The sequence below is a fragment of the Mucilaginibacter angelicae genome (assembly GCF_042434235.1).
Classification (GTDB): Bacteria; Bacteroidota; Bacteroidia; order Sphingobacteriales; family Sphingobacteriaceae; genus Mucilaginibacter; species Mucilaginibacter angelicae.
The window spans coordinates 148,083-170,649 of record NZ_JBHLTS010000077.1 but is presented as its reverse complement, the minus strand read 5'-3'; the positions used below and the strand labels follow the sequence as shown (position 1 = coordinate 170,649).

The window sequence follows — 22,567 nt, the reverse complement described above, 5'->3', positions numbered from 1 at the left end:
GAGTATCATTTTCAGTTTCCCTTGTCTTCTCCAATGTCCAATTATCATACTTCGTGCTTTAGTGCCCCCTTAAGGCGTTCAGGCCACGGAAACTACCGCACATATTGATTACCTAAATTATCATTTACAATGGAAAGAACTTTTACGCTTAACAAACAAACATTATTCAAACGCCGCATTTGTCCGATGCTTTTTTATCTGGCAGCAATGCTGATCTCTATCAATGGAAAGGCCCAAACCTTTGTACATCCCGGTGTGGCCTTTAACCGGGCCGATTTGGATCAATTGAAAGCGAACATTACCCGCGAACCATGGCTATCCGGTTATAACGCATTAAAAAACGACTCGCATTCACAATTGGGTTATGGGCAAAAGGGGCCCTTTGCAACAGTTACAAGGGCACCGAACCTAAACAACAGTGCCTGGATTGATGACATGCAGGCTGTTCACAACCTGGCCTGGATGTGGTGGTTTACTGGCGATTCTACGTATGCCCGCAAAGCTACTAACCTGCTTGATGCCTGGGCAGTAACCAATACTACGTGGGGCGGCGGAGAATCTATGCTGGATATTGGCGATTATGCCCAGTATTGGGGTGTAGGCGCTGAAATCCTTCGTTCTACTTTTCCCGGTTGGACCGCAACTAATACACAGCATGTAAAAAATTATTTTGCCAATGTTTTATTTCCGACTTCCTGGGTGCCCAGCCCCTTGCGCGACGCGAACAAAGGAGCTCTTCAGTTAAAAATAGCCCTTGCTGCATCGGTTTTTTGTGATGATGCCACCCGGTTTAACCAGGCGGTGGAAGTGTACCGGATGGATGCCGGGGGAGGGATGCGTAATTCACTGCCCAATGGGGAAGTTGGGGATTCAGGCCGTGACGATCATTGGCGCGTGCAGGCAGCAGCCCTGGCCTGGGGGGCGGAAGTTGCCTACAAACAGGGGGTGGATATGTTTGCCGAGTTAGATAACCGGGTATTGGCTATCGGTGAGCTGTATCATAAATACGCCTTTGACGGAGCAACAATGACTTATATCCCGTTAGGGGGGTATGCAAGTTATTGGACCAGCTGGGGGATTCAGCCCGGAGCAAGGTCCGGCGATATGACTAACCTTATTTACAGCGCTTATAATGTGCGTAAGGGGATACCTACCCCTAATACCGACAGGATGAGGGCTGCTTTGGGCGGCGCCGGCGGCAATTTCTTATACCTGAAATCATCGGATACATCTACCGCGGTTAAGTTGCCCCAGGTGTATTATCCTGCCGATCATGTGCAGCCGGTAAGTAACCTCACCAATGTAGATATCGGTAATACTGGATTGGCTGGCACTGCCGCCTATAATAACGGGGTTTGGACGCTTAATGGTGCCGGAACCTCCACCAGTAATGCTTTCAGCTTCAATTTTAAGAAAATTAGCGGCGATGCCGGCCTGGTAGTAAAAGTTGAGAATATGTCGTTAAATACTGGTGGTTGCGGTGTCATGTTACGCCAATCATTGGCACCGGGTTCAGCTTTTTATGATATTTTCCTTAAAGCAACAGGCGGTGCCGGAAATCATTGGCAACCTAAAGCCCCCTGGTGGTTAAAAATTGAGCGTGTAGGCACCCGCATATTTACGTACCATTCGCAGGATGGTATTAATTGGACCGGTCTCGGTTGCTGGTATTCTGCAACAGGTTTCCCAACTGATTTATATGCCGGATTTTATACCCTCTCCAGCAATAACTCATCATTGAATATCGCCACATTCAGTAATGTGGCCTATAGCCAATCCGCACCTGCCGGCTCTCCGGAGATTAGCAGTGCTACCACAGCCACGGCTACTATTGGTGCACCATTAAGTTATAACATCACTGCCAGCGCTAATCCATCTTCCTATAGTGCCAGTGGTTTGCCGGCAGGGCTTAGCCTTGATGCGGCTACCGGTACTATCTCAGGCACACCTACCGCGTTAGGGCAAAGCGAAGTTACCATAGCTGCCACTAATGCCAGCGGTACCGGTACAGCAACCCTGATGCTGAATGTGGTCAATAACCAGGTCCCGGCAGCGCCGGCTTCGGCTGCGGCATCGGTTGTTAACACTACACAAATTAATCTTACCTGGGTAGCTTCAGCCAACGCTACCAGCTATTCGGTAAAACGATCGTTGTCAGCCACCGGGCCGTTTACCACTATACAATCAGGTATAACCAGGACATCATATATTGATGCCAGCCCGGTATCCGAGGTAAACAATTATTATGTTATTACCGCACTTACCGGAACATTGGAAAGCGGTAACTCAAATATTATTTTTTCATCTGTACCACCGGCAGCCCCGGCGCAGCCTGCTGCCATTAATAAAAACAATGAGGTTGATCTAAGCTGGAACAGCGCTTCGGGAGCAGCTACTTATAATGTAAAACGCGCTGCAATAAGCGGAGGCCCTTATACTACTGTAGCCAATGTTTCAAATACGGCGTATGCTGATATGAACGTAAGCAATGGAAGCCCCTATTATTATGTGGTTTCTTCTGTAGGAACTACAAAGGAAAGTGCTAATTCGCCCGAAGCCTTTGGCGTACCCGGCTCAAGCACTTCAACCTGGAGCCCTCAGCCTGAATCCGACTCGCTTACCCTGGCCCGGAACTGGCTGGAAAACGCGGCACCGGTTAATCCTGCGATCATTACTTTTCAGGCCACTGCCGACAGTACCCTGACCAACGATATTCAGAACCTCGTGGCTTCCCGGATCCAATTCAATGCAGGCGCCAATAATTATTCGATAGGCGGTGCTGCAATACATTTGCGGAACGACCTTGTGAATAACAGTACGGCATATCAAACCCTAAGCATGCCGGTTACGTTGGATACATTACTCAATGTAAATACCCCCGGAGTGAACGGCACAGTAGCTTTAACCAGGCAAATTACGGGCAACGGCAGCCTGCTTAAGAATGGCATCGGGTTTCTTTATATGGGCGGCAACAACACCTACTCGGGTGGTACTACACTCAACGGAAACGGGCAAAGCTGGCCTCCGGTTTATGGAATGGAAATATCAGGAACGAGTACCGGGGCTCCCTCTGCTCCTACTTCGGGCCCGCTCGGAACCGGAAAAATAACAATGAACGGCGGGGCCCTTTTTTCGGTTAATGCTGATGCTACCTTATATAACGATATTGAAATCGCTGCCGGAAAAACCAGTTATTTCTACCAAACCAGCTATGCTTTAAACCTTTATGGCCGGCTTACCGGAAGCGGAACAATTATTCAGGATGGTAACGTGTATGCAGGGCTGCACCTTTTTGCCGATAACAGCAGCTTTACCGGGTACTTTGTTTCCAAGCTGCGCAGCGGAAATTCACGCACCCGCTTTGAAGTGCCTCAATCAGGCAGCGCAAATGCATCATGGAACCTCGATGCCAACGGCAATGATTGCCAGGGGATCATGTTCCCTACCGGCACCATTAGTTTTGGCTCGTTAAGTGGCCGTGGTGCTATCCGCACAGATGGAGGCGGCAGTCCAACCATCAGCATCGGTGCGTTGAATATAAGCACCGGCTACGGCGGCACAATGACCGGTACCATGAACGTAGAAAAAGTTGGTACGGCTGTCCTGACATTTACGGGTAACCAGGCTTATTCAGGAACAACGACGATAAAAAACGGCACTTATTTGCTTAATAATGATCCCAACAGCGGCACATTCACCAGTCCGGTGATTGCGACAGCAGGTACCTTCGGCGGCACAGGGCAAAGTTCATCAACGGCTACCATCGGTACAGGCTCGGGTACAGGCGCGATACTTGCGCCCGGGAACCAGGCCATTGGCACCTTAAAAGTAGGTACACTCACCATGAATGCCGATGCTACCTATAAAGTGGAATTGAGCACAAGCGCGGCCACAAGCGATAAAGTAAGCGCGGGTATTGTTAATTTAATGAACCAGCCTAAATTACAGCTCGCGGCTATCGACTCGACAAGCCTGGCCCAGGGAGCATCATTTACTATTATCGACAATACAGGAAGCGCAGCAATACCCGGTACATTTAAAGGATTGCCGGAACTTGCCCCGCTTACAGTCGGTAATTTCACGCTGCGTATCAGCTATAAAGGCGGCACCGGCAACGATGTTGTTCTCCTGGATGACCGGCCATTACCGGTAATTATCACCAGTTCATCAACAGATACTATACTAATAGCCCGGCCCATGGCTTATACTGTGACCGGCATTAAGTCGCCTAATCATTTTTCGGCCAGCGGACTGCCTGCCGGATTACAAATTGATTCTTTATCGGGCAAGATTTCGGGCACACCAACCGAATCAGGTACCTTTAACGTTAGCCTGTCAGCAAGCAACGGCAGCACAACAGGAACTTCGACACTTGTACTAACGGTACTTGGCAGTGCTGTAAACTCATTGACAATTGCTGCGGGAGATGCTAAAAACATCCTTGAATGGCAATCACTTCCCGGATACAGTTATAACGTTAAACGTTCAACAACTTCCGGAGGACCCTACACCGCTCTTGGCTCGGTAACCACCCTTACCTTCACCGACAGCAACGTGAGCAATGGTACCACCTATTTTTATGTGGTGGCCCCTGTCGACAGCACCGGCGAAGGTGCAAAAAGCCTGGAAGCAGTTGCTAAACCCAACATCGGGCAGCGTGAGTTTTATCAGTTTGATGAAACCAGTGGAATCAAAGGCAGAGATGCCTGGGGCGCCAATCATGCTGTGCTCGCGGCAACGGCAAACCGCACTACGGGTAAATATGGCAAATCCCTGTTGCTTGACGGCTCGGCAAATGCTTATGCAACGCTGCCTGCCGGTATTTTCAGCACACTTAACGATTTCACCATATCTGCCTGGGTACGGATGGACGCCATAAGTACCTGGATGCGTATTTTTGACTTTGGCTCAAGCACTACCCAATATATGTTCCTTAGCGTGCAGGCTGCTGTAACAAATGGCCAGTCGACCATTCGTTACGCCATCAAAAACGGCTCGGCTGCAGAACAGAATATCAATTACAATTATACCTTCCCGCTAAATACCTGGACCTACCTTGCCGTAACACGGGCAGGTACTACTACTACGCTTTATGTAAATGGTACGGCGGCTACATCGTCAACAAACATTACCATAAAACCGTCGGCAATGGGTAATACAACACAAAATTACCTGGGCAAATCGCAGTTTAACGACCCGATGTTTAAGGGATCCATTGATAATTTCAAAGTATACGGCAGGGCCTTGAATGCCTCTGAGATCGCATCAGACATGTTAGGCGACCAGGTTATCACCTTTGCTGCCATACCCACCAAATCTGCAACAGATGCAGACTTTGCCCCCGGCGCTTTGACAACATCCGGGTTACCACTTAGCTTTACCAGTTCGGATACAACAGTTGCGGTTATTGTTGCCGGTCAGGTTCATATAAAATCGCCAGGCACAACAATCATTAATGCTTCACAAGCCGGCACTGCCAGTTATAAGGCGGCAACCTCAATAAATCAAACATTGACGGTACAAAAAGCAGCTCAAACAATCACCTTTAATTCACTACCTGCAAAAGCACTGGCAGATAGCGATTTTACAGGAGGAGCCGTAGCCAGTTCAGGTCTATCGGTTACTTATAACAGTTCCGATACTTCGGTCATCAAAATTATAAACAACAAATTACACATTGCCGGTGCCGGAGCAGCGACCATTACGGCTGCACAAAACGGCAATGCGGTTTACGCTGCGGCTAACCCTGTGAGTCAAAATATTACCGTTACCAAAATAGATCAAACCCTCACCTTCGCCGCACTTCAGGCCGGAAGGCCAGGCGACCCGGATATTTTACTGAATGGTTCCGCGAGTTCAGGACTACAGGTTTCTTACATCAGTTCTAATACAGCAGTCGCGACGATTATTAATAATAAATTGCATATCGTAGCACCCGGGAGCAGTACTATCTCGGTTCAACAGGCAGGTGATTCACGGTATTCAGCAGTATCACAAAACCAAACCTTTACTGTCCTGCCGTATAATATCCGCGTTCAGTCATTAGATGGAGATAACGGCCAGTTAACTAATGCAACAATTAAGCCCTATCTGAAGATAGTCAACCAGGATTCGGTTGCCATTCAGTACGGCGAACTGACCGCACGTTACTGGTTTACAGCCGAAAACTACGCAGGCATCAATACCTATATTGACTATGCGCAAATGGGTGCGGGAAATATCACGGCCAGGTATGTGGCATTGGCCAGTCCGCGTAATAATGCATTGGGTTATGTGGAATATGCTTTCGCGGCCTCAGCCGGCAATTTAAATGCCGGAAGTACCTCTGGTTCTATCCAATCCCGTTTAGGTAATAATGACTGGTCAAATTTATCTGAAGCTAACGATTATTCATATCAGCAGGGTTCTGCTGTCTATTCCGAAAATCCCAACATCACACTTTACCGCAACGGCGTTCTGATCTGGGGTACCGAGCCGGTCACTGTTGATGAAAACCGCCAGGTGAAGGTTTATACAGAGAATAAAACTTCATCCGGAAATACGATAAGTGTTTACCTCAGCCTGGATAACCAGGGAAATGTTCCCCTCAATTACCAGGACTTAAGCATCCGTTATTTCTTTACCAATGAAGATAGCAAGCCATTAAATTACTGGATTGATTACGCGAAGATTGGTGTATCAAAAATAAGCGGCCAGTTCAGCCCCCAATTACCGGCCGACACGATGGCCGACACTTATTTCCGCCTGAAAGTAGATTCATCCGCCGGTAAATTATATCCGCTCAGCACCACTGGAAATATCCAATACCGGATTGCCAAGACAGACTGGTCGGCATTTACCCAAACAAACGACTATTCATACCTGTCGGGTGCCAGCGGGGAAAACCCGCATATCTGTGTTTATTACCAGGATCAGCTTATCTATGGTACAGAACCAACCGGTGCTATATCGGGTACAATGGCTTTTCATAACAACATCACCGGGATAACTGTCAATCAAAACAATATCAGCCCTACAGTTTCCATTGCCAAAGCGGTATCGCCCAATGGCGACGGCATTAACGATTTTCTGATCATTGAGGGGATAACAAGTTATCCCGATAACAAGCTAACCGTTGTTAACCGCACCGGCAGCCTGATGGCAGAGATCAGAGGCTATAACAACGCCGACCGGATCTTCAACGGGCGCAATGCAAGCGGTCAGCAAATTGCTGCCGGAACTTATCTGTACTTGCTGGAATACGTTGATGGCGCCGGTAAAACGATAAGGAAAACCGGGTATTTCCTCCTGAAATATAATGATCAATTGTAAGCAAAAAATACATGGGAAATTTCTTAAAATTTATTAAAACTAACGGCCGCCTGGTGGCCGCCGTTGGTTACTTTACGCTGGCCGGCACAATGCATGCAGGGGCGCAAAGTTCCTATACTTACAGCCAGTATATGAATAACCTGCTTCCATTAAACCAGGCTTATTCCCTGCTTGACAAGAACGCGTCGGTTACCGGTTTATACCGCAGCCAATGGACCGGCATAGAGGGCGCTCCCAGAACGTTCATGTTTAATACCGCTATTCCCCTGGAACAAATGAACGGTGCAACCGGCATAACCGTTCTGAACGACCAGTTTGCTGTAGAGCGTGTGACCGAGGCAAACGCCTTTCTGGCCAAAGGCGTTCAACTGGGCAACGAAAGCTTTCTGGGTGTTTCATTAAATGCGGGGATCAGGCAGTATGTGGCCAATTACTCGACACTTGCAACCACAGATCCCTCTTTTCGGAATGATGTGCACCAAACCCGGCCCAATGTGGGTTTTTCTGTGATGTTATATGCGCCCAACTATTATATCGGTTTCGCACTTCCCGAGTTGACCATTGCTGCGTTAGGTGGCGCATCTGTACAGGATAACAGCTATTTCAAAAGCCATTTTAATGTATCGGCAGCTTACCTGATCGATAATGGCTCTGATTTCAAGATTAAGCCGGCATTTCTGGCATACTACACCAAAAACCAGCCTTTGACCGCTGATTTTTCGACTACCCTATACATGAAGAATATCATTGGCCTGGGTGCCGATTACCGTACCGGCAAACAGATGTCCGGGATCATCAGTATCAATTCCAGGAATGTGCGCATTGGTTACAGTTATCAGTTTGGCACAACCGGATATAACCTGGGCGGAGTTAACAATGCAGTTCATGAAGTGATATTGACCTATCGTTTTGGCAAACACCTTGACAATATATCGCTACTGTAACACAACTGCCGGCGGCTTGAATCAGATTGGTTAGTGAACATATAATTATAAAGAGGCTGTCTCAAAAGGGATAGCCTTTTTGCTACCGATACCCGGTTCGAACCAATGGCTAAATAGTTGCAAATATTGCTATTCGGTTATATTATAATTATATATAACAACAAAAACACATCAGTCGACAAGGTTGTTCCAAATATCAGTTGTTCAAAGCATGAAAGTAAATCACAACTAAATCCCCAACCTTCGCACGGGAACACCAGTTGTTCCAAATCTTGCTTTTTATACAAGCGAATCCGGTTTAACAGGGGTTTTTGGATGATCCCGGATCGTTTCGCCCGCTAACTTTTAAATTATTTCTTTGATTGCTTGGAAATTAAACTTTCAATGTATAGGTTTATAGAAAGTTATTTAAATCCCTATATTATTTAACTAATGATAAACCTATACATCGATAAACCTATACATCTTCATCAATGATTAATGACATATTGGTTTTGCTTAGAGATAAGCTTAACGATTATTGCCGCCTAAAAACCGGGACACTTGAAGATAAAGTTTTTTTTCCCGACGGCGTAAATCTTGATCCGGCGCAATTCCCCGTTAATTCTGTTGTCGCGCTTTTAGTTAATTATGAAGAGGAAAAGCAGATAAGGAATGCAAACAGGTTTGAAGGTGTAATCAGGGATAACGTCAAAACAGGGGGCAGTCCCGCCATCTATTTGAATTTAATGGTGCTTTTTGTTATTCGTTTCTCCAATTACGAGCAAACCATGAAATTCCTGTCGCTGATCATCAGTTTTTTTCAAACCAATAATTCATTCGATCAATACTCTGCCCCGGATCTGCCACCCAATATTGATAAGATAAGATTAGAACTGCAAACAATGTCGTTCGGGGAACGAAGCGAGTTGTGGAACTCACTCAAAGCACCCTATCAACCCTCTGTATTATATAAAATAAGCACGCTTGCTTTTGAAGACGAGGTGTCAATAGCGTTAACCAGCGGCATTTCTGATCTTAAAAGTAGTTTACAAAGCATCCAATGATCCTTCGCAAAGTAATCAGCATTGATTTCAGACATGGATATTTCGATCTCCTCACCCCTGAACTGTTTGAAATTTTTCCGACGGAAACATGTAAGGGCCTGATGAAACAATATGGATTACGCCAGGATAAAGGGTTTCCACTGGTGATCTACTCAAGCGCCCCCATAAATGGCACCTTGCCCAAAAAATCATCTTTTGATTTTCTGCTTCAATGTAAAGACCAATGTTTTTTAACCCATACCGATTTCCCGTCGATAACGCAAGACCAGCTTTACCTGTTTACCAACAAGAAGGCCCCCGAACTGCAGCTTTCAGTTGCCGCAAGAAAGGATTTTGATTTGCCCGGCGATGATAGTGTGTTTGGAGTCATCAGCATAAATACCAGCATTACAGCCTCTGCCATATTTGCTGTTAATTTTCAGCCCATAAAACTAAAATGGAAGTATTATATAGTTTCAGTACAGCCGCAAGTGCAGACAGTTATTGACGGCAGTTTTCAGTCCATTGCTTTTGAACAAAATAATAAGCCACAGTCAGACCCGGTTTATACTTCCCTGATCACACGTTTTCCGAATGCCGCGATTGCTGTTTTTGAATCGGAAAAAGAAATACCGCTAAGCAACCGCGGACTAAGAAACATCAAGCTAAAAAACCCTGAAAATAACACAACCATGATAAGCCACTTACCAACCCCCCGTCCCGGAAATGGCGGCATAACCATTATTAGCCTTTAATCAAACCTCGTAATCCCTTTAAAAACAATAATATGGTATACTCAACTCCAGGTGTCTATGTTGAAGAGATTTCAACGCTCCCGCCCTCAATTGTGCAGGTCTCAACGGCAATCCCGGCTTTTTTAGGTTATACTGAAAAGGCTTCAAACAATGATGCAGCCAATAGCCTTAGCTTAGTGCCTACCCGTATCAGCAATATGCTTGAATTTAAGCAGTACTTTGGCGGGCCTCAGCAGGCGAAATTTGAAATTACTTATACCGACAGCGTGCCGCGCACCGTAACGGCAACCGCACCGGTGCACAAATTGTATTACGCACTCGACCTTTATTTTAGAAATGGCGGCAGCAGTTGTTATATTGTCTCGGTAGGCAACATTGGTGCTGCTGACAAAATTACCGCAAAAACAAAGAGTGATTTCTCGGCCGGGTTGACTGCGCTGGCAGCCGAAGAAGAACCCACATTGCTGGTCATGTCTGAAGCTGCCGACCTGGACGCTGATGAATATTATACCTTATGCCAGGAAGCCTTAAAACATTGCAGCAGTTTTAAAAACAGGTTCTGCATACTGGACGTACCGCAACCGAAAGCAGGCGATACCCCAGAGACTGTATTTACAGCATTTAGGGGGAAAATGGTTAACTTTCTGAAATACGGTGCCGCTTATTTTCCACATTTACTTACATCTTTATCCTATAAATTTACTGATAAAGATGTAACGTTTAAGGATACCCGTAAAGGGGCGAGTGCTGCCAGCCTGAATGGAAAAGATCTTTCTGCGTTTTTAACTACAGATACCGGACTTTACAATGCCATTAAACTCGAACTTGCATCGCCGCAGTATAGTATAGTGCTGCCGCCTTCGGCTGCAATTGCCGGCGTATATGCCGCTGTTGATGCGGAAAGAGGCGTTTGGAAAGCACCGGCAAACGTGGCCTTGAACGCGGTTATAGCCCCAACGGTTAAGATTACGACCGAAGCACAGGACAAGATGAACATTGACGCAACGACTGGCAAATCCATCAATGCCATCAGGGCTTTTAGTGGTAAGGGTATAGTTGTATGGGGAGCACGCACCCTGGCCGGTAATGATAATGAATGGCGTTATATTTCGGTACGCAGGTTATTTTCAATGATTGAAGATTCTGCTATGAAAGCCACTTTCTTTGCCGTTTTTGAACCTAACGATGCCACTACCTGGCTTAAAGTAAAAAGTATGATTGAAAGCTTCCTTTACAGCTTATGGCAGCAGGGTGCGCTGGCCGGCCCTACCCCGCAGGCAGCCTATTTTGTAAAAGTGGGCCTGGGTTCTACCATGACCAGCCAGGACATTCTGGAAGGCCGCATGATTGTAGAAATAGGTGTGGCAGCAAGCAGGCCTGCCGAGTTTATTATTCTCCGTTTCTCACATAAACTGCAGGAAGCCTAAAAATTAACAATTAACCATCTCATTAAAGCAAATAAACATGGCAGTATCTCAAGACCAAATAAAAAGGGATTACCCTTTACCGGTATATAATTACAAAGTTGATATCGGTACCGAAACCATTGCATTTTCAGAAGTTTCGGGTTTGGAGCGCTCGTTCGAAACCATTACCTATAAAGAAAGCCCGGTTGGCTCAGGCACCGTTGGCCCAAATGTTATGCTGATGCCAGGTGCGGCAAAACCGCTTAATATCACGCTTAAAAAAGGCTATGTAAAGGGAAAAAGCATGGCAGTATTTTACAACTGGATTAACGCTACCCAGCTTAACCGCACCGAGAAGCGCGACTTAACCGTGCACCTTTGCGACGAGAAAGGCGAATCGGTAGTACGCTGGAAAATCATTGATGCATTTCCGGTCAAACTGTCGGCACCGTCATTCAGCGCAAGCTCAAATGAGGTTGCAATAGAATCGATGGAGCTGATGGCCAGTCGCATGGAAATGAGTGAGAAATAATTTTAGAGGATCGTTCCTGCCGTGTTTTAATCAATATTTGTGAAAACTAATTATCCTTTACTTACCTACAACTATAAAGTATCTATCGGCAAAGACACCATGTCTTTTTCGGAGGTATCTGGGCTGAGCATCAGTTATGACAAAATTGTTTATAAACACGGTTTAAGCTTTCTTACCGGACCGGTAATTGCCCGCGGGCAAAAACATCAGGGTACCGTTAGTCTCAGGCGCGGGCTGGCGGCCGACCGCAACGAGTTGTATGCCTGGCTGGAAGAAAAGTCGTTCAAAGATATTTACGTAGATCTGTGTGACGAAACGGGCAACGCTGTTGTGCGCTGGGAACTGGTGCGTGCACTGCCGCTAAAGCTCGACGCTCCGCAGCTCAGCGCCAGGAGCGCCGAAGTGGTTATAGAAAGCCTGGAGGTTATAGTTACCGACCTGAAAATAAAATACCTGCAATGACACTGCTTACCACTCTTTTAGAACCCGTATTAAAACACCGTTTCGGCGTTTTTTTCTATACGCAAAATCGTGTGCCCAATATGCTGGATATCCGCTTTCAGAAAGTATCGGGTATTGGCCTGGAGCTTGAATTGTACAAATTTACCGAAGGCGGCCAGAACCAGTATGTACACCGTACACCCAGCAAAACAACGCATGGCAACCTGGTGCTGGAACGCGGTATCATTACTAAATCTACACTGAAGAAATCCTTTAACGAGGCTTTCTACGAGTTTAAGTTCACACCGCTAACCGCGTTGATTATGGTATTTAATGATGCAGGCCTGCCCGTTGCGGGCTGGGAGTTTCACAAAGTAATCCCGGCAAAATGGTCGGTTGGCGCGCTTAATGCCGAAACCAGTGAAATGATGATTGAAAGCATGGAACTCTCTTATTCATGGTTCAGGACACTTGATATACCAGGCGCACAACAATACATATAAAAATGGCAGTTGAAATTAAAGAGATGGTGATCAGGGCAACTATTGTTGCCGATAAACAGGGAGAAAGTGGCCAACCCTCTACCCCTGTAGCTGTAGATCAGAATGAGATTATCAAGGAGTGTGTAAAAGAAGTATTGCGCGTAATCAAGAAAAATAACCGGCGATAATTATGTTCAGCTTTCAGAAACTCGAAAAGTTAAAGATCAAAGTATATAAAGCCATTGAAAGGAGCGGCCCTGCTGCTGTTGTATTTGAGGTAATGTTCAACCCGGAAACATATTCTATTACTTACAACAACAAATACGGATCACAACAGGGTATCAATACCAGCGGAACAAGCCGCAAGTATGAGCTAACCCATCCCGAAACCATGAGCTTTAAACTCATTTTCGATGCTACGGCTGCGTCTGATTTCGGGTTATCAAAAAAGGTGGACGTTTCTAAGGAGGTTAGTCGCTTTTTAAAGGAAACCTTTTATATGGATGGCGATAGTCATGAGCCAAAATATTTAAAAGTAGAATGGGGAGCGCTGATTTTTAATTGCAGGCTTCAGTCTGTAACGGCCAATTATACCTTGTTCGACAAATCTGGCAAACCACTCAGGGCCGAGCTGAGCGCCTCTTTTTTCAGCGATATAAAAGACAGCGAACGGCTAAGAAGGGAACACAAGTCATCGCCCGACCTAACCCACAAAAGGGTTGTGAAAGCACATGATACCCTGCCTTTGCTTTGTAAAGAAATATATGGTTCAGAAAGCTATTACATCCAGGTAGCCCGGGCAAATAAACTGCTGAGCTTTCGCGATTTGAAACCTGGCCAGGAATTGTTTTTTCCACCCATCGGGAAATAATTATGAGTATCGCAACCATCACCATAAAAAGCGACGGAAAAGTTATGCCGGCCAACTATCAGTTGCTGGCGGTTGATATTGCCAGGGAAGTAAACCGGGTACCTTATGCAGAACTGTTGCTGATAGATGGAGACTATGCCAAACAGAAATTCGGAATAAGCGACGGCGATTTTTTCAACCCGGGTAAAGAAGTAGAGGTTTCACTGGGGCACAGCACAGGTAGCGGAAAAGAAAAAACAGCGTTTAAAGGTATCGTGATGAAACAGGCGCTCAGGAAAACTGCCGATGGCACTGTGCTGAGCGTGGAATTGAGTGATAAAGCGATAAGGATGACCGGCACCCGCATCAGCAATGTATTCAGGGATTTGACCGACGGCGAACTGATCAGAAAGCTAATCGAATCGGATGGGTTAAAGGCCCTGGTTGATGCAACAAAAACCCGGCATACGCAAATAGTACAGTACCAGGCAACAAACTGGGACATGATGCTTACACGTGCCGGGGCTAACGGCTTGTTAGTGATTACCGACAATGGCACTATAACTGTAAACAAGCCCGATTTAACCGGGGCTGCGGTTAAGGAATTTGAAATAGGCAGGGATGAACTGTTTGATTTTGAAATAGAGCTTGATGCCAGCAGCCAGTACACCGGTTTTAAAAGCAGCGTATGGAACCCCGATGAACTGAAACTGACAACCATGTCGCCCTCCGTCAATTTCAATATTGAGCAGGGGAAGTTAAAACCTGATGCTGTAGCCGCGGCTGTAGGGTTTAAAGAGAATGGTTTTCTTTCAGCGGTACCAATGGCCGATACGGAGGCCAGCGCATGGGCAGAGGCACAAACGGTAAAAAGTCGTATGGCAATGCTTAAGGGCAGCTTCACAGTTTCGGGTACATTGGATATACGCGTGGGTAGTTTGTTCGGCCTAAAAGGGGCGGGCGAAAAATTTACGGGAAAGAACATGGTTAGTGGCATGCGGCACCAGGCAACTACCGGGGGTTGGTTCACTACCATCCAGTTTGGTACTTCGGCCGAAAATTTTTCTTCAGCTATACAAACAACCGATGTAAAAGCGGCCGGCCTGCTGCCGGGTATAGGCGGCCTGCAAACAGGTATTGTAGAAACGCTGGAAACAGATGCCCAATACGGTTTTATGGTAAAGGTAGCTGTTGCCGGCATAGATGGTAAAGACAAGAGCGTTCATGCCCGCATGGCCACTTTAGATGGAGGCGAGCAACACGGAATGGTTTTCTGGCCGGAAACTGGCGACGAAGTGGTATTAGGTTTTCTGAATGAAGACCCTCGTTTTCCTGTAATTCTGGGTTCATTGTTCGGCAAAAAGATACAGCCGCCTTTGGCGCCTGCCGAGAAAAATCCGGAAAAAGGAGTGGTAACCCGGCAGGGGTTGAAAATGATCTTTAATGACGAAAAGAAAACCGTCATGATCAGCACCTCAAACCAGCGCAGCATACTGATTGATGAGGAAAATCATTTAATTGAAATAAGCGATACAAATAATAACAAAATAAGCCTTAACGATGAAGGGATCGTATTAAAAAGCAATAAAGACATTGTGCTTAAGGCCGACGGCGATGTACGCATTGACGGAAAGAATATCAATATAAAAGGTTCAAAAATAGATTTAATCTGATAACAACGGACAATGAAAGAAATTACATTAACATTTAGCTTAGATGAAGTAAACACCATACTTGAAGCCCTGGGCACCAGAAGTTACATATCGGTATTTGCGCTGATAGAAAAAATCCAGGCGCAGGCGCAGGTACAGCTTGCCAGTAACGAAGTCCCGGACGGGCAGAAAGCCTGATTACAAAAGCTAATCTAAACCAACACTAATGGATAATCAGGAAGCATTTCTGGGCAGAGGGTGGAGTTTTCCACCGCAGTTTTTTGCCAAAGGGAACCAGGTGGCCATGGTATCGGCCGAGGAAGATATTAACCAGAGTCTTTTTATACTTTTTTCTACCGCACTCAAAGAAAGGGTGATGTTCCCGGAATACGGCTCAGACATGTCGGACTATGTTTTTGAAGAAATGAGCCAAAGCCTGATTAATTCACTGCAAGATAGTGTTACAACCGCCATATTGAAAAACGAGCCGCGTATAATAACCGAAAGTGTACAGGTTAGCGCAGGCAACTTGCAGGGGCGGCTGGATATTGCTATTGTTTATACGATACCCGCCACTAATAACAGGTATAACATGATTTATCCCTTTTATTTAAACGAAGCCAACACCTAATTAAACCCCATGACTGACATTGTGATAACCGATGGCGACCAAGCCGTATTTACACCAGCTTTCGGCGCTGCCATTGTGGTGGTTAGGCCAGGCCGTCTTACAGGATCGGGCAAGAGTGCTTTGAGCGGAAAAAAATTATGTGTTGAGGGAGATGAGAAAAAACTTGAGGTGCCGGGCTGCGCTTATGTTACACCGCAGTTTATCATACCCGGAACGGGTACACTAAAAATTGCGGCATTGGGCACAGATCAGCTTACAAAAAAATCAAAAGACAACGGTAAAGCCATATTACTGAAAGGCTCGGTATTTACAGCTGTTTTTGAAGTTCAAAACCCGGCCCAGGACCCAAGCAGCCCGCCGCCCAAGCCAGATCCAATGCCCAAATACAGCGGAACCGGTCAGTTGGTGAGTTTTAACCTGAAATTTAAGGCTGATTAAATTAACCGGACATGATCAGCAAATTAAACCCCCAGCATATTAAATACCGCGACGGCTTAAGCCAGTCGGCCCGGGTATCGCCTGAATTAGATCCGGACAATATTAAGGTTGACGAACGCCGCCTGGAAGATTTTATACATTTTGCGCGGGAACTGGCCGGGCACCTCAACTTCTATAACGAACAAAATCAACCGGCAGGCACCTGGGCGGGCTTTTTAACACACCCCTTATACCTGGGCAGGGAAAAAGAATGGCTTGAAGACCTGGCAGTTTTTATAGAGGACACCGAAACATTCAGTGCAAATTACCCGGCAGAAGCGCAAGCCTTTTCATCGCCGCACCTGGCGCTTTTTATAACATTTTTAAAACTGCTGGAAAACGTTCAGAAACAACTGAATACATTTTCAAAGCAGCATCTCGATTTTTACTATCACCAGCTACTGGGCCTTAGCAAACGGAAACCTGTGCCAGATGTAGCCAATGTTATTGTGCAGCTATCGCCGGATGTTAATCAGTTATTATTACCTAAGGGCACGGTACTAAACGCAGGGAAGGATAACAATGGCCTTGATTTGTTATATCGTACGCAAAAAGAAACCCTGATTACACGGGCGGCTGTTGCCTGCATCAAAACCCTGTTTGTCGATACGGAAACAATAAAACCGGCCGGCATGGGCCAGGATGATCCGAAAGAGACAATTAAAGATCTGCTTAGCATTGGGTTAAATTACGACACTTTCGATCCGCTCTTATTTTCTGACGGCAAGGATATTAACAAAACATTGCTCAGCGAAACTGCAGCAAAATATCAGCTTAAACCCTACGAACTTGAAGACGCTGTAAGCTATGCTTTATTAAAACCCGGCACGGTAAGCTTTTACCAGGTTATCCAAAACCTCAAACAGGCTTACCAACGGCATAAAATACATCTGCAGCGCCTTGCCATCCGCGATACATTGCCTTTGTTTGCCCTGATAACGCAGGTTATGAGCGATGAAAATGGGATGATGCCGTTGTTTATGGATAAACGGGTAACCAAAGATATTTTTCTGCGCCTGAGCAGTCTTTTTCCAGGCAATGACCTGCAGCCGCAAAATCAATCTGAAGAACAATCACGTGCGGCGCTGTATATAAAGCGCGACCTGTTGCTCTCGTTAGCCGATTTCAAACAACTAACTGCACTGCTTGAAAAGCAGAAAAATATTACAGATGCCGATTGGGTAACAGCGTATGCGATACTTGCCGGTGTTCTGGAAAAGAAAGGTAAAATCTATGAATTGCCGGTCTTTCAACACTGGTATGGTATTCAGGCAGCGGATATGCCGGGCAGGCCTACCGATAAAACCGGCCCTATTGCCCTGGGCAAAAATGACGATGCTTTGCAAATGGGCACTGTTCCGCTGGGCTTCGCAATCGCCTCGCCGCATTTTGCACTATCAGAGGGTGAGCGGACCATCAACCTGCAGCTAAAAATTCAGGCAGGCAGCCCGCTTAAATTAACAAGGTTAAAAAAAGAGCTGAGTGAAACCAGGCTACCGCCATTCAGGTATCTGCTGGGTAAAGGCAACGATTGGAAAGAAATAACCGATAGCAAGGCAGAACTGTTGTATGATGGTTTTGACGTGCTTCACATCAGGTTAAATGTTGATGCTCAAAAATTGGTTGAGGCTGGCCAGCAACTATTGCCCCCGTACATGAGCAATATAGCGGTTGACAAACCAATATTGGCTTTGTTGCTAAACCATCAAAGCAGCAAAACCGGCAGTGAAGAAGTGAATGGCGTTGAGCGCTGGTACGATTATTTCCAGGATATGGAAATAAAAGAAATAAAGGTCGATGTAAGCGTAAAAGGCCTGCAATCATCACTGCGCATACAGAATGACTTTGCTGAGTTGAGTCCACAAAAACCGTTTGAGCCTTTCGGGGCACAGCCGCAACCGGGCAATAATTTTTATTTTACCCATCCCGAGCTGGCGGCCAAAAGGCTCCATACTTTATCGCTTAACTTTACATGGATTAATAAACCCGCCAGTTTTGAAAACTATTATAGCGATTACCGCTCTGTAGCTGATAAAACAGCCAGTGAAAAAGGCCTCACAGTCAACTTTGGGTTCAAAGCCAGGGTTCGCGTGTACACCAATCAAACGCCGGCGGTCCTTACGGATAAAGACATTAACCTTTTTGAGAGCAATACCATCACGCTGGCAAAAACCCATGAAGAATTACCGCTGGACGTTTTAGACAACCGCGATGAGGTGGTGAGCCAGAAACGCTATTTCAGCCTTGAACTGCTGCAGGATTTTAACCACGGCGTTTACCCTGTTTTGCAAACGCTCCAGATGGTAAACTATAGCGATGCTGATCTGAAAAAATACATTCTGAACCCACCCTATACTCCCAAACTGCAGCGGTTTACTGTAGACTATACCACCACTTTTACCCTGGGTGCAGAAACATGGGGCGCCCCGGCCACAATTTTTCGTATTGGCCCTTTTGGTTACGCCAAACTCAGTGAAGGGCTGCTTCAACCATTTACCCTGCTGCCGGTTTTTAAACAACAGGGGCATCTGTACATCGGCATCAGCGGTGCTCAAAAAAATCAGAACCTGACCCTGTTATTCCAGCTTGCCGAAGCAACAGCCAATCCCGAGCTCAGGCCGCCCGCACTTACCTGGAGCTTTTTGTGCGATAATACCTGGCAACCGCTTCCGGCAGCATCTATTATTACCGATACCACAAACAACTTAACCAGCAACGGAATAATCGAGTTTAGCATCCCCGGTGAAATAACAGATAACAATACGCTTTTTCAGGAAGGTTTATGTTGGCTTAGCGCTACTGCCCACGAAAATGTGGCTGCCCTGCCAGCCATTGTTGATATTGCCGCCCAGGCTGTAGCAACGGTATTTACAAATCCGGGAGATGCCGGCGGGCACTACGATGCCGCGCTTCCATCAGGAAGCATTAAGAAAACGCAGCAAGACTTTGCGGGCATAGCTAAATTAAACCAGCCTTATCCTTCGGAACACGGCCGGCCGGCCGAACATGACAATTTGTTCTATACCAGGGTGAGCGAACGTATCAGGCATAAGAACCGGGTACTTACACTATGGGATTATGAACGCCTGGTGCTGGAAAACTTCCCCGAAATTTATAAGGTAAAATGTATCCCGGTTAATACGCCGGGGCAAAACGAGCTTAGCGGTGCAGTTGATATTATCGTGGTGCCCGACATTAAACGGAATGCAGCGTTCAATTCTTTTGAACCCCGGGCATCGGTAAGCTTGCTTCAGCGCATTACCGCATGGTTAGAACGCCGCACACCGCCATTTGCCGAAATTAAAGTTAGAAATGCGGTTTATGTAAAAATAAGGGTTAAAACACTGGTGAGCATTAAAAAAGGCTTAAGTAAGGAATACTACCGGCAGCAATTAGATACCGACCTTAAAAAACTGTTTTCGCCCTGGGCCTTTGACCACGATGCCGACCTGATTATCGGCGGCGCTGTATATCAGAACGTAGTGGTATATTTTATTGCCAACCTCCCCTACATTGAACATGTGGCTGCACTTTCGCTTACACAGGGAAAGGCCGACGGGACATATGAGGATCTCAAACCAATGAACACGCAAAATACCGATGTAATCCTGGTATCTGCGCCGGCCCATACTATTCACCTGATGGAAGACGACGATGTGCCGCTTGACCCCAGGGTGGGTATAGGTTATATGGAAATCGCACTGGATTTCAGAGTTTATTAAATAAGATATTAAAAATAAAAACAAGCCATGGCTACAAAAGCAGAAATTAAAAGTTGGTTTCAAACCAACAGTATACCTACAGCGAAGCATTTTGCCGACCTGATCGATTCCGGCATTAATAAGGACGATGATGGCATTGAGCGGGAAAGCGGTGGCGGCATACACATAACCGGCAACGGAGACACGCAAGAGGTATTATCCTTTTCGCGGTCTGATAATCCCAAACAAACTCCCTGGAAAATCAACCTTAACCCGGTGGGTGGCAGCCCTGGCTTCAACATTACCGACGATAAAACTGCAAGCCGCTTTCTGATAAACGAGCAGACCGGCAATATTGGCGTAGGCACAGATAAACCGCATACACGGCTTACTGTAGGTGGTGCAATTTATTTTAATTCAGAAAGTCTTTCTCCTGATAAACAGGGCGGATATTTAACGTGGAACCGGAGTGGCGGTACAGGTGAAACCAATTTTATTAATAACAGAGGCGAAGGATCAGGAGGATTTGAGTTTATTAATTGCAACGCTGATGGATCGAACATGAAGTCTATTGGTAAAGTTGACGGAGATGGTGAGTGGAAACTTCCTGGATTGCTTGTTGACGGAAACATCGGCATAGGCGTATCAAAACCTGAAGCCAAACTTGATGTGGATGGCAACATTGCTGCTACAGGTATTCGCATTAAAAACAGTGGCGGCATTAGGTTAACCGGAGATAAGGACGTAGATGTAATAAGCACCGACCTTGGTTTGTATTCAACACTTCCCAACCGGTGGATGAGGTTTGTTACCAACGAACAACCTATGTATTTTTTTACAGACTACAAGGACACCAGCGACGGACGGATAGGTACAAACCCTACGCTTATTATAGGCAATAATAAATCTGTTGGTATAAGTACAGCTATAAATACCCAGCCTTGTGCAAGGCTTGCCGTAAATGGAGCAATTCACTTCAATTCAGAGCCGGTTGTGACCAATAACCAGGGTGGGTATTTAACATGGAACCGTAGCGGTGGTGCCGGCGAAACTAATTTTATCAATAACAGGGGCAACGGAGCGGGAGGGTTTGAGTTTATTAACTGCGATACTGATGGATCGAACATGAAATCTATTGGTAAAGCTGATGGAAGTGGCGAATGGAAACTTCCGAAACTGCTTGTTGACGGTGACACAGGCATAGGCGCTAAACTTAATGTGACTGGTAACATAGCTGTCCGGGAAGGGATTCGTCTTAAACATAATGGCTGTATCAGGCTAACCGGCGATGAGGACATAGACATACAAACCGGTGACCTCGGCCTGTATTCAACCAAAGCCGGACAATGGATGAGATTTGTTACTAATAAGGCGCCTATCTATTTTTTTACTGATTTCCAGGATGCAAGTGAAAAACGTACCGGTACTGAGCACACCCTTGTCATTGATCCTAACAAATCTGTAGGCATAGGCGTGGGTGGCGAAAAACCGCATACACGGCTTACTGTAGTTGGCGCAATTCACTTCAATTCCGAAACATTTTCTGCCAATAAACAGGGTGGGTACTTAACCTGGAATCGCAGTAAAAGTACCGGTGAAACCAATTTTATTAATAACAAAGGCCTGGGACCGGGAGGATTTGAGTTTTTTAACTGTGACATTGATGGGTCGAACATGAGTAGTCTTGGTGTAATTGAAGGAAGTGGCTTGTGGAAATTCAAAAGCCTGGATGTTAGCGGAACCGTTAGTGGCGTGGCGTTTAACAGATTTTCTGACAGGCGGATAAAAAAAGATATCACCCATGCTGATCCCGCAGCCAGTCTGAACCTGCTTAACCGGCTAATGGTGACAGACTATCAATATATCGATGCACGGAATGCGCAGCCATACTTTACAAAAGGTTTTATTGCCCAGGAACTGGAAACGTTAGTGCCACAGGCTGTTGTGAGCCGCCAGGGCTTTATACCTGATATTTATGAAAAACCGGACAGCGTTACAGCCCTGAACGACCAGGTAATTTTTACGATGGCAACTCCGCATGGCCTGAGCGGTGGCGACATAGTGAAGCTGGTTAAGCCATCGGGTGATACAGAGAAAACTGTATCGGTTATTGATCAAAATTGCTTCAGCGTTGCCGGTAAGGCCGATGAGTATAAGGATGTGATGATATACGGCAAACAGGTAAATGATTTGAAAGCGGTCGACTACAATCACTTGTTTATGCTTAACATCAGCGCCACGCAACAACTTACTAAAGAACTGGCCGCGCTTAAAGATGATCATGATCGCCTTAAAGCATATATTAAATCCATTGAAGCGGGCATGGCATTAAACGTAACTGAAAACCTGCCAAATTAATT

Annotated in this window: 16 protein-coding genes; all 16 read left to right on the top strand. The window is 46.0% G+C overall.

Going from position 1 to position 22,567, the window contains the following annotated elements; translation table 11 throughout:
* The first annotated feature begins 129 nt into the window (after positions 1-129).
* The 16 genes from ACFFGT_RS27965 (at position 130) to ACFFGT_RS27890 (ending at position 22,565) form a co-directional block, all read left to right on the top strand.
* Positions 130-7,311, top strand: a complete 7,182-nt coding sequence (locus ACFFGT_RS27965; protein WP_377025810.1) for a cellulose binding domain-containing protein — start codon at positions 130-132, stop codon at positions 7,309-7,311.
* Positions 7,312-7,322: 11 nt separating this feature from the next.
* Complete coding sequence (locus ACFFGT_RS27960; protein WP_377025809.1) at positions 7,323-8,255, top strand: PorP/SprF family type IX secretion system membrane protein; 933 nt, start codon at positions 7,323-7,325, stop codon at positions 8,253-8,255.
* A gap of 473 nt (positions 8,256-8,728) precedes the next feature.
* Positions 8,729-9,301 carry a contractile injection system cap protein gene (locus ACFFGT_RS27955; RefSeq protein WP_377025808.1) on the top strand — a complete coding sequence of 191 codons (573 nt, stop codon included), beginning with the start codon at positions 8,729-8,731 and terminating at the stop codon, positions 9,299-9,301.
* Positions 9,302-9,402: 101 nt separating this feature from the next.
* A complete protein-coding gene (locus ACFFGT_RS27950) occupies positions 9,403-10,035 on the top strand; it encodes a hypothetical protein (protein WP_377025807.1) in 633 nt (210 codons plus the stop codon).
* A gap of 32 nt (positions 10,036-10,067) precedes the next feature.
* Positions 10,068-11,462: a contractile injection system sheath protein gene (locus tag ACFFGT_RS27945; protein WP_377025806.1), complete on the top strand. Its 1,395-nt coding sequence runs from the start codon at positions 10,068-10,070 to the stop codon at positions 11,460-11,462.
* A 37-nt stretch (positions 11,463-11,499) separates the two neighbouring features.
* Positions 11,500-11,973, top strand: a complete 474-nt coding sequence (locus ACFFGT_RS27940; RefSeq protein WP_377025805.1) for a phage tail protein — start codon at positions 11,500-11,502, stop codon at positions 11,971-11,973.
* Between the two features lie 39 nt (positions 11,974-12,012).
* Positions 12,013-12,435 (top strand): phage tail protein, encoded by a 423-nt coding sequence (locus ACFFGT_RS27935; protein ID WP_377025804.1) that lies wholly within the window; start codon positions 12,013-12,015, stop codon positions 12,433-12,435.
* Positions 12,432-12,917, top strand: coding sequence for a phage tail protein (locus tag ACFFGT_RS27930; protein WP_377025803.1), 486 nt, complete (start codon positions 12,432-12,434; stop codon positions 12,915-12,917). The genes ACFFGT_RS27935 and ACFFGT_RS27930 overlap by 4 nt, the downstream gene beginning before the upstream one ends.
* A gap of 2 nt (positions 12,918-12,919) precedes the next feature.
* Positions 12,920-13,084 carry a DUF5908 family protein gene (locus ACFFGT_RS27925; RefSeq protein WP_377025802.1) on the top strand — a complete coding sequence of 55 codons (165 nt, stop codon included), beginning with the start codon at positions 12,920-12,922 and terminating at the stop codon, positions 13,082-13,084.
* A 2-nt stretch (positions 13,085-13,086) separates the two neighbouring features.
* A complete protein-coding gene (locus ACFFGT_RS27920; RefSeq protein WP_377025801.1) occupies positions 13,087-13,767 on the top strand; it encodes a CIS tube protein in 681 nt (226 codons plus the stop codon).
* Positions 13,768-13,769: 2 nt separating this feature from the next.
* Complete coding sequence (gene vgrG, locus ACFFGT_RS27915; protein ID WP_377025800.1) at positions 13,770-15,419, top strand: type VI secretion system tip protein VgrG; 1,650 nt, start codon at positions 13,770-13,772, stop codon at positions 15,417-15,419.
* Positions 15,420-15,431: 12 nt separating this feature from the next.
* A complete protein-coding gene (locus ACFFGT_RS27910) occupies positions 15,432-15,596 on the top strand; it encodes a hypothetical protein (protein ID WP_377025799.1) in 165 nt (54 codons plus the stop codon).
* Between the two features lie 28 nt (positions 15,597-15,624).
* The gene (locus ACFFGT_RS27905) at positions 15,625-16,029 is read left to right on the top strand and encodes a gp25 family contractile injection system sheath assembly initiator (protein ID WP_377025798.1); all 405 of its coding nucleotides are present in this window, start codon (positions 15,625-15,627) and stop codon (positions 16,027-16,029) included.
* Positions 16,030-16,038: 9 nt separating this feature from the next.
* The gene (locus ACFFGT_RS27900) at positions 16,039-16,467 is read left to right on the top strand and encodes a contractile injection system spike tip protein (protein ID WP_377025797.1); all 429 of its coding nucleotides are present in this window, start codon (positions 16,039-16,041) and stop codon (positions 16,465-16,467) included.
* 11 nt (positions 16,468-16,478) lie between these two features.
* Positions 16,479-20,228, top strand: a complete 3,750-nt coding sequence (locus tag ACFFGT_RS27895; RefSeq protein ID WP_377025796.1) for a baseplate J/gp47 family protein — start codon at positions 16,479-16,481, stop codon at positions 20,226-20,228.
* 27 nt (positions 20,229-20,255) lie between these two features.
* The gene (locus tag ACFFGT_RS27890; RefSeq protein ID WP_377025795.1) at positions 20,256-22,565 is read left to right on the top strand and encodes a tail fiber domain-containing protein; all 2,310 of its coding nucleotides are present in this window, start codon (positions 20,256-20,258) and stop codon (positions 22,563-22,565) included.
* The last annotated feature ends 2 nt before the right edge of the window (positions 22,566-22,567 follow it).

Bases quoted from the DNA above. Each gene is read 5' to 3' on its own strand.
- ACFFGT_RS27895 (WP_377025796.1), top strand. From the start codon at position 16,479: ATGATCAGCAAATTAAACCCCCAGCATATTAAATACCGCGACGGCTTA.
- ACFFGT_RS27920 (WP_377025801.1), top strand. From the start codon at position 13,087: ATGTTCAGCTTTCAGAAACTCGAAAAGTTAAAGATCAAAGTATATAAA.
- ACFFGT_RS27890 (WP_377025795.1), top strand. From the start codon at position 20,256: ATGGCTACAAAAGCAGAAATTAAAAGTTGGTTTCAAACCAACAGTATA.
- ACFFGT_RS27945 (WP_377025806.1), top strand. From the start codon at position 10,068: ATGGTATACTCAACTCCAGGTGTCTATGTTGAAGAGATTTCAACGCTC.
- ACFFGT_RS27900 (WP_377025797.1), top strand. From the start codon at position 16,039: ATGACTGACATTGTGATAACCGATGGCGACCAAGCCGTATTTACACCA.
- ACFFGT_RS27930 (WP_377025803.1), top strand. From the start codon at position 12,432: ATGACACTGCTTACCACTCTTTTAGAACCCGTATTAAAACACCGTTTC.
- vgrG (WP_377025800.1), top strand. From the start codon at position 13,770: ATGAGTATCGCAACCATCACCATAAAAAGCGACGGAAAAGTTATGCCG.
- ACFFGT_RS27950 (WP_377025807.1), top strand. From the start codon at position 9,403: ATGAAACAATATGGATTACGCCAGGATAAAGGGTTTCCACTGGTGATC.
- ACFFGT_RS27965 (WP_377025810.1), top strand. From the start codon at position 130: ATGGAAAGAACTTTTACGCTTAACAAACAAACATTATTCAAACGCCGC.
- ACFFGT_RS27955 (WP_377025808.1), top strand. From the start codon at position 8,729: ATGATTAATGACATATTGGTTTTGCTTAGAGATAAGCTTAACGATTAT.
- ACFFGT_RS27905 (WP_377025798.1), top strand. From the start codon at position 15,625: ATGGATAATCAGGAAGCATTTCTGGGCAGAGGGTGGAGTTTTCCACCG.
- ACFFGT_RS27960 (WP_377025809.1), top strand. From the start codon at position 7,323: ATGGGAAATTTCTTAAAATTTATTAAAACTAACGGCCGCCTGGTGGCC.
- ACFFGT_RS27910 (WP_377025799.1), top strand. From the start codon at position 15,432: ATGAAAGAAATTACATTAACATTTAGCTTAGATGAAGTAAACACCATA.
- ACFFGT_RS27925 (WP_377025802.1), top strand. From the start codon at position 12,920: ATGGCAGTTGAAATTAAAGAGATGGTGATCAGGGCAACTATTGTTGCC.
- ACFFGT_RS27940 (WP_377025805.1), top strand. From the start codon at position 11,500: ATGGCAGTATCTCAAGACCAAATAAAAAGGGATTACCCTTTACCGGTA.